This window comes from Amycolatopsis sp. SID8362 (assembly GCF_010550475.1).
Classification (GTDB): Bacteria; Actinomycetota; Actinomycetes; order Mycobacteriales; family Pseudonocardiaceae; genus Amycolatopsis; species Amycolatopsis eburnea.
In genome coordinates, this window is sequence record NZ_JAAGNB010001146.1 from 1 (window position 1) to 6,863 (window position 6,863).

Here is a 6,863-nt window from a genome sequence, read left to right on the forward strand (position 1 = left end):
AGTCGACCGCGCCCGGCGTGCCGTGCGGCGACGTCACCGGCGCCGGCGGCGCGAAGACGGCGGTCGTGGCCCACGGCAAGGTCGACTGCGCCGCGGCGACGAAGCTGCTGACCGACTACTTCGCGAAGCTGACCCCGGCCGAGGCGAACGACGCCGACGGCCCGGGCCCGATCGTCCTCGACGAGTGGACGTGCGGCAGCGGCGCCGACGACCCGGTCACGGCGTGCTCGACGGAGGACGGCCGCCAGGTCGAAGGCACCCGCGGCTAGGGTCAGGACTTGAGGTCCGGGAAGTCCTCTTCCCGGAACTCCGTACCCGCTTCGCGCGCCGGGTCACTTTCCCGGCCGCGCAGCTCCACCCGCCGGATCTTGCCCGAGATCGTCTTCGGCAGCTCCGCGAACTCCAGCCGCCGGATCCGCTTGTACGGCGCCAGGTGCTCGCGGCAGTACGCCAGGATCGACCGGGCCGTCTCGGCGTCCGGGGAGAAGCCCGCGGCCAGCACGACGTACGCCTTGGGCACCGCGAGCCGGATCGGGTCGGGGGCCGGGACGACCGCCGCCTCCGCCACCGCGTCGTGCTCGATCAGCACGCTCTCCAGCTCGAACGGCGAGATCCGGTAGTCCGACGCCTTGAACACGTCGTCCGTGCGCCCGACGTAGGTGATGTAGCCGCGTTCGTCGATCGAGCCGACGTCACCGGTGTGGTAGAAGCCGCCGTCGAACGCCGCCGACGTGCGCTCGTCGTCGCCGGCGTACCCGGTCATCAGGCCGACCGGGCGGTGCTGCAGGTCGAGGCAGATCTCGCCCTCCGATGCCCGCTCGCCGCTGACCGGGTCCACCAGCGCCACCACGAACCCCGGCAGCGGGCGGCCCATCGAGCCGGGCACGACGTCCTGGCCGGGCGTGTTGGCTATCTGGACGCTGCTCTCCGTCTGGCCGAAGCCGTCGCGGATCGTGACGCCCCACGACTTCCGGACCTGCTCGATGACCTCGGGGTTGAGCGGCTCCCCCGCCCCGACGACCTTCTTCGGCGGCGTCTTGAGCGCCGTCAGGTCGGCCTGGATGAGCATCCGCCACACCGTGGGCGGCGCGCAGAAGCTCGTCACGCCGCAGCGGTCCATCTGGGCCATCAGCGCGGTGGCGTCGAATCGGTTGTAGTTGTAGAGGAACACCGTCGCTTCGGCGTTGAACGGCGCGAAGAAGTTGCTCCACGCGTGCTTCGCCCAGCCCGGCGAGGAGATGTTGAGGTGGACGTCGCCCGGCTGCAGCCCGATCCAGTACATCGTGGAGAGGTGGCCCACCGGGTACGAGACGTGCGTGTGCTGCACCAGCTTCGGCTTCGCGGTCGTGCCGGAGGTGAAGTAGAGCAGCAACGGGTCGGCGGCCTTGGTCGGGCCGTCCGGAGCGAACTCGGGCGACTCGGCGAACGCGGCGGTGTACGGCTGCCAGCCCTCGACCGGCTCCCCCACGGCGATCCGGGTGTAGCCGCCCTCGACGTCGGCGAACTTCGGCGCGTCCACCGAGCGGACCACGACGTGCTTGGCCGCGCCGCGCTCGACGCGGTCGGTCAGGTCGGCGGGGCCGAGCAGCGTCGACGCCGGGATGATGACGGCGCCGAGCTTGATCGCCGCGAGGATGGTCTCCCACAGCTCGCCCTGGTTGCCCAGCATGACGATCACCCGGTCGCCGCGGCGGACACCGAGGTTCCGCAGCCAGTTCGCGACCTGGTTGGACCGGCCGGACAGCTCCGGGTAGGTCCAGCGGTTCTCGGTGCCGTCCTCCTCGACGATCCACAGCGCGTACCGCTCGGCGTTGTCCGGGTCGTGCGCGACCACGTCGAACCAGTCGATCGCCCAGTTGAACTCGTCGAGCTGCGGCCAGGCGAAGTCGCGGTAGGCCGTGTCGTAGTCCTCGCGGTGGGCCTGCAGGTAGTCCCGCGCGACGCGGAACGCGTGGTGGACTTCCGAAGCGGTCACGCTGCCTCCTAGTTACTCGCCCTTGAACTCCGGCGCGCGCCGCTCCAGGAACGCCTGGACCGCCTCGCCGAGGTCCTTGCTGGGCAGGAACGCCGAGTTCCACGCCGCGACGTACCGGAGGCCGTCGGCGACCTGGCGCTCGGTGTTCGTCGCCAGTACCTGCTTCGTACCCTGCACCACGAGCGGCGGGTTCGCAGCGATCTGGGCGGCGAGTTCCCGCGCGGCCTTCAGCAGCGCGTCCTGGTCTTCGTACACGTCGTTGACGAGGCCGATCTTCTCGGCGCGTGCGGCATCGACGTCCTTGCCGGTCAGGGCGAGCTCCCGCAGGTGCCCTTCGCCGATGATCGACGCGAGGCGCTGGAGGCTGCCGAGGTCGGCGACGATGGCGACGCGCACCTCGCGGACGCTGAACTTGGCGTCGGCGCTGGCCAGGCGGATGTCCGCGGCGGCGACGACGTCGACCCCGCCGCCGATGCACCAGCCCGAAACGGCCGCGACGACCGGTTTGCGGCATTCCGCGATGGAGCTGACCGCCGCCTGCAGCGACCGGACCTGGTCGAGGAAGGCCGTCCGCGGGCCGGCGAGGTTGTCGCCGCCCAGCATCGGGGCCCAGTCGCCCATCATCGCCGGCAGGTCGAGACCGTAGGAGAAGTGCTTGCCACTGCCGGTCAGCACGACCGCCCTGACCTGCGGGTCGGCGTCCAGCGCGCGGAACACCAGTGGCAGCTCGCGCCAGAAGTCCGGGCCCATCGCGTTGCCCTTGGAGGGGCCGAGGAGCGTCACTTCGGCCACGGGGCCGGCGATGTCGACCTTGAGGGAGACGAGGTCGGGCAGACTGTCAGCAATAGCGGTCATCGGGTCATCTTGACCCATGCCCGCCGGGACCCGCCATTGGCACCTTGTCAATTGACCCGCGCGTCACTGTGCCAACGTGGTCGGGGGATGCTTTCCTGAAAGGGACTCGCACCACGACACGGGGAGGACGGTGGGACATGAGCCCGGCCAGCAGCGCGACCGCGATCGAGCCCGGCCCCGCCGCCGTCCCGGTGCGGCGCGCGACCCGCCCGATCGAGCTCACCGGCTCGTTCGACCACGAGGGCCACCGGCTCTGGTACACGGAGTTCGGCAGCGGCGACCGCGTCGTCGTGCTCACCCACGGCATCATGCTGACCCGCCGCATGCACGCCCCGCTGGCGCGCCGCCTGGCCCGCGCCGGCTTCCGGGTCGTCACGCTCGACCTGCTCGGCCACGGCGACTCCGACCGGCCGACCGAATCGTGGCTCTACTCGATGCCGTCGTTCGCGGAGCAGACCCTGGCGCTGCTCGAACACCTCGAAGTCGAGTCCGCGGTGGTCGGCGGCACGTCCCTGGGCGCGAACGTCTCCCTGGAAGTCGCGGTGCAGGCGCCGTCGCGGGTCCGCGGCCTGATCGTCGAGATGCCGGTGCTGGACAACGCGATCGTCGCCGGGCTGATCACGTTCGCCCCGCTGCTGATGGCGGCCCGCTTCCTGCCGGTCACGGTCCAGGCGGTGGCGCTGGCGGCCTCCCTGGTCCCGCACGGCAACCAGTGGGTCGACGTCGTGACGGACACGCTCTCCCAGCGCCCGGCCCCGATGGCGGCCCTGCTGCACGGCGTGCTGTTCGGCCGGATCGCGCCCCCGAAGTCGATCCGTAGGAAGATCACCACGCGGGCGCTGGTGATCGGCCACCAGGGCGACCCCATCCACCCGTTCGGCGACGCGGACACGCTGGCGATCGACATGCCGGATGCGGAGTTCGTCCAGGCCCGCAGCCCGGTCGAGCTGCGCTTCGACCCGACCCGGTTGTCCGACGCGATCCGGGACTTCGCCGCGAGCTGCTACGAAGACTGACCCGGTGCCAGTCCCGCGACCGGGCCGATCACGATCACCGCGGGCGGGCGGACGCCCGAGGCCGCCGCGTCCGTGACCACCGTGTCCAATGTGGAGCGCAGGGCGCGCTGGGTCCGCATCGTGCCGTCCTCGATGATCGCCACCGGGGTGTCCGCGGGGCGGCCGCCGTCCAGGAGGGCCTTCGCGAACTGCGGGAGGCGCTCGACGCCCATCATCAGCACGATCGTGCCGCGCATGCGGGCCAGCAGCTCCCAGTCGACCAGCGACCGGTCGTCGCCCGGGGCCACGTGGCCGGAGACCACCACCACCTCGTGCGCCACGCCGCGGTGGGTGACCGGGACGTCCGCCACCGCCGGGACCGCGAACGCGCTCGTGATGCCCGGGACCATCGTCACCGGGACGCCGGCCTCCGCGCAGGCGAGGACCTCCTCGAAGCCGCGGCCGAACAGGTACGGGTCGCCGCCCTTCAGCCGGACGACGAACTTGCCCTCCTTGGCGCGCTCGACCAGCGTCTGGTTGATGACGTCCTGGCTGGCCGCGCGGCCGTACGGGATCTTCGCCGCGTCGACGACCTCCACCTCGGGGGCGAGTTCGTCGAGCAGCTCGCGGGGCGCCAGCCGGTCGACCACCACGACGTCCGCGCGCGCGAGCAGGCGACGGCCGCGGACCGTGATCAGCTCCGGGTCGCCCGGGCCGCCGCCGACCAGGGCGACGCCGGGCAGGGTGCCCTCCGGGTGCGGGGTGCGGCCGTCCTCGATCGTGCCGTTGTGGAGGCCGTCGAGCATCGAGTCGCGCACGGCGGCCGAGCGCAGCGGCTCGCCGCCGGAGAGCACGCCGAACAGGAGGCCGCCGTGGCGGCCGGTCGCCGGGGTCACCGCGGTCCCCGACTCGCCCTCGTCGGCGCGCACGCAGAACACGCGCTCGCGCTCGGCCTCGGCGCAGATCTCCGCGTTCACCGCCGGGTCGTTCGTGCAGGCCAGCGCGTACCAGGCGTCGCGCAGGTCGCCCTCGGTGTAGCGGCGTTCGTGCCAGACCAGCTCGCCCGCGTCCACCATCCCCTGCACCGACGGCGTCGTGTGCGGCGACACCAGTTCGACGCGGGCACCCGCGCTGATCAGCCGGGGCAGCCGCCGCTGGGCCACGGAGCCGCCGCCGAACATCACGACGCGGCGGCCGGTGAGCTGGAGGCCGGAGAGGTAGTGCGGGTCGTCCATGCAGGGAAGATACAGCGGCGCGAAGCGCCACCGCTGAGGGTGGTGGCGGGGAGGAAGGCGGAGGTTTATTGGTGGTTCATCCCCGCGCCAGCCCAGCGTGGGTCACGCCACCCGGAGAACCTCCCGGGTGGCGTGACCGCGTCAGCTCGTCCGCCCCGCGGCCGGGTACGGCAGCAGGGCCATCTCCCGGGCGTTCTTGATCGCGGTGGCGACCTGCTTCTGCTGCTGCGGCGTCAAGCCCGTCACCCGGCGGGCGCGGATCTTGCCGCGGTCGGAGATGAACTTCCGCAGCAGGTCGACGTCCTTCCAGTCGACGTGCGTGATCTTGTTGGCGTGCAACAGGTTCACCTTGCGCTTGGCCGGGCGGTCCCGGTGCGGCTTCGGCATCCGGCTCACCAGCTCGACTTCGAGACGCCGGGCAGCTCGCCGTTGTGCGCGGCCTGGCGCATCTTGACCCGCGACAGCCCGAACTTGCGCAGGTAGCCGCGCGGGCGCCCGTCGGCGGCGTCCCGGTTGCGGATCCGCGTCGGGCTCGCGTCGCGCGGCAGCTTCTGCAGCGCGACCACCGCCTCACCCTTCTCCTCCGGCGACGCCGACGGCGACGAGATGACGGCCTTGAGCTCGCGGCGCCGTGCGAGGTAGCGCGCCGCGATCACCTTCCGCTGCTCGTTCTTCGCGATCTTCGACTTCTTGGCCATCAGCGCTCTTCCTTGAACTCGACGTGCTTGCGCGCGACGGGGTCGTACTTGCGCAGGACCATCCGGTCAGGGTCGTTCCGCCGGTTCTTCTTGGTCACGTACGTGTAGCCGGTGCCCGCCGTGGACCGCAGCTTGATGATCGGGCGGACGTCGGTGCTCTTCGCCATTACAGCTTCACTCCCCTTGCCTTCAGTTCGGCGACGACGGCCTCGATGCCGCGCTTGTCGATCGTCTTCATGCCCTTGGCGGAGACGCGCAGCCGCACCCAGCGGCCTTGGCTGGGCACGAAGTAGCGACGGTTCTGCAGGTTCGGCTCCCAGCGCCGCGAAGTGCGGCGGTGCGAGTGCGAGACCTGCTTGCCGTAGCCCGGCTTGCGGCCGGTGACCTGGCACACGGCGGACACGGACCCTCCCGAGTTGCTAGTGGTTTTCGTTTTCATTTACTCTACGCACCGTACCCCGCCCGTATTCCTGGAGCACCAGTGACCCCACACCCCCGCGTCCCGCTCGTCCTCGTGAGCGGCCTCGCCCCGGGCCCGAACGCCGAGCTCGCCGAGCTGCTGCGCGTGGCCGGGCCCGGCACGGCCGTCGTCCACCACGACCTGCGCGAGATCCACTCCGGCGTCGTCCGCCGCCGGCTGCGGCTGGAGCAGCGCGACCAGCTGACCGTCCTCGAGCTGGCCCACGGCTGCGTGTCCTGCACGCTGCGCGAGGACCTGCTGCCGCTGCTGCGCCACCTCGCCCGGCTGCCGCAGGTGCGCCGGATCGTCGTCCGGCTCGACGAGGCGATGGAGCCGGAGCCGGTCAGCTGGGCGATCCGCAACGTCCTGGTCGGCGACCACCCGGTCAGCGACGACGTCGAATTGCGGGCGGTGTTCACCGTCGTCGACTGCGCGACGTTCCTCGCCGACGCCACCGGCGACGACCTCCTGGCCGAGCGGAACCTGCAGGCCAGCCCGGAGGACGAGCGCACGGTCGCCCAGGTGGCGCTCTCGCAGGCCGAGTTCGCCGACGTCCTGGTGCTGGCCGGCGCGGCGGCCGACGCCTGGACCGCGGCGAAGGCGGCCGCGGTGCTCGACCGGGTCGCGCCGTCGGTCCCGCGGGTC

Annotated in this window: 10 protein-coding genes; 3 read left to right on the top strand and 7 right to left on the bottom strand. The window is 71.8% G+C overall.

Features of this window, described 5'->3' with window-relative positions:
• The coding region (locus G3I65_RS35480; protein ID WP_160699965.1) for a hypothetical protein at positions 1-269 on the top strand (269 nt) is incomplete at its 5' end.
• A gap of 2 nt (positions 270-271) precedes the next feature.
• Here G3I65_RS35480 and G3I65_RS35485 read toward each other — a convergent pair.
• Positions 272-1,975, bottom strand: a complete 1,704-nt coding sequence (locus G3I65_RS35485) for an AMP-binding protein (protein WP_160699966.1) — start codon at positions 1,973-1,975, stop codon at positions 272-274.
• Positions 1,976-1,987: 12 nt separating this feature from the next.
• Positions 1,988-2,830 carry a crotonase/enoyl-CoA hydratase family protein gene (locus tag G3I65_RS35490; RefSeq protein ID WP_160699967.1) on the bottom strand — a complete coding sequence of 281 codons (843 nt, stop codon included), beginning with the start codon at positions 2,828-2,830 and terminating at the stop codon, positions 1,988-1,990.
• 137 nt (positions 2,831-2,967) lie between these two features.
• On the opposite strand from G3I65_RS35490, the gene G3I65_RS35495 reads away from it, so the two are divergent.
• The gene (locus tag G3I65_RS35495; protein ID WP_160699968.1) at positions 2,968-3,846 is read left to right on the top strand and encodes an alpha/beta fold hydrolase; all 879 of its coding nucleotides are present in this window, start codon (positions 2,968-2,970) and stop codon (positions 3,844-3,846) included.
• On the opposite strand, the gene cobA is transcribed toward G3I65_RS35495, so the two are convergent.
• The 5 genes from cobA to rpmB all read right to left on the bottom strand — a co-directional run bounded on the left by cobA (position 3,834) and on the right by rpmB (position 6,161).
• Positions 3,834-5,060, bottom strand: a complete 1,227-nt coding sequence (cobA, locus tag G3I65_RS35500) for a uroporphyrinogen-III C-methyltransferase (protein WP_160699969.1) — start codon at positions 5,058-5,060, stop codon at positions 3,834-3,836. The two genes, G3I65_RS35495 and cobA, sit on opposite strands and share 13 nt — an antisense overlap.
• 141 nt (positions 5,061-5,201) lie before the next feature.
• Positions 5,202-5,456: a 30S ribosomal protein S18 gene (gene rpsR, locus G3I65_RS35505; RefSeq protein WP_125316289.1), complete on the bottom strand. Its 255-nt coding sequence runs from the start codon at positions 5,454-5,456 to the stop codon at positions 5,202-5,204.
• Positions 5,453-5,758 (bottom strand): 30S ribosomal protein S14, encoded by a 306-nt coding sequence (gene rpsN, locus G3I65_RS35510; RefSeq protein ID WP_160699970.1) that lies wholly within the window; start codon positions 5,756-5,758, stop codon positions 5,453-5,455. The genes rpsR and rpsN overlap by 4 nt, the downstream gene beginning before the upstream one ends.
• A complete protein-coding gene (rpmG, locus tag G3I65_RS35515) occupies positions 5,758-5,925 on the bottom strand; it encodes a 50S ribosomal protein L33 (protein ID WP_003091682.1) in 168 nt (55 codons plus the stop codon). Before rpmG ends, rpsN begins: the two co-directional genes overlap by 1 nt.
• Complete coding sequence (rpmB, locus tag G3I65_RS35520) at positions 5,925-6,161, bottom strand: 50S ribosomal protein L28 (RefSeq protein ID WP_086860064.1); 237 nt, start codon at positions 6,159-6,161, stop codon at positions 5,925-5,927. The genes rpmG and rpmB overlap by 1 nt, the downstream gene beginning before the upstream one ends.
• 78 nt (positions 6,162-6,239) lie before the next feature.
• On the opposite strand from rpmB, the gene G3I65_RS35525 reads away from it, so the two are divergent.
• Positions 6,240-6,863: GTP-binding protein (locus G3I65_RS35525; RefSeq protein ID WP_309235891.1), on the top strand; the 624-nt coding region annotated here is incomplete at its 3' end.

Coding starts and splice junctions, on each gene's coding strand:
- cobA (WP_160699969.1), bottom strand. CDS start 5,060: ATGGACGACCCGCACTACCTCTCCGGCCTCCAGCTCACCGGCCGCCGC.
- rpsN (WP_160699970.1), bottom strand. CDS start 5,758: ATGGCCAAGAAGTCGAAGATCGCGAAGAACGAGCAGCGGAAGGTGATC.
- G3I65_RS35495 (WP_160699968.1), top strand. CDS start 2,968: ATGAGCCCGGCCAGCAGCGCGACCGCGATCGAGCCCGGCCCCGCCGCC.
- rpmG (WP_003091682.1), bottom strand. CDS start 5,925: ATGGCGAAGAGCACCGACGTCCGCCCGATCATCAAGCTGCGGTCCACG.
- G3I65_RS35490 (WP_160699967.1), bottom strand. CDS start 2,830: ATGACCGCTATTGCTGACAGTCTGCCCGACCTCGTCTCCCTCAAGGTC.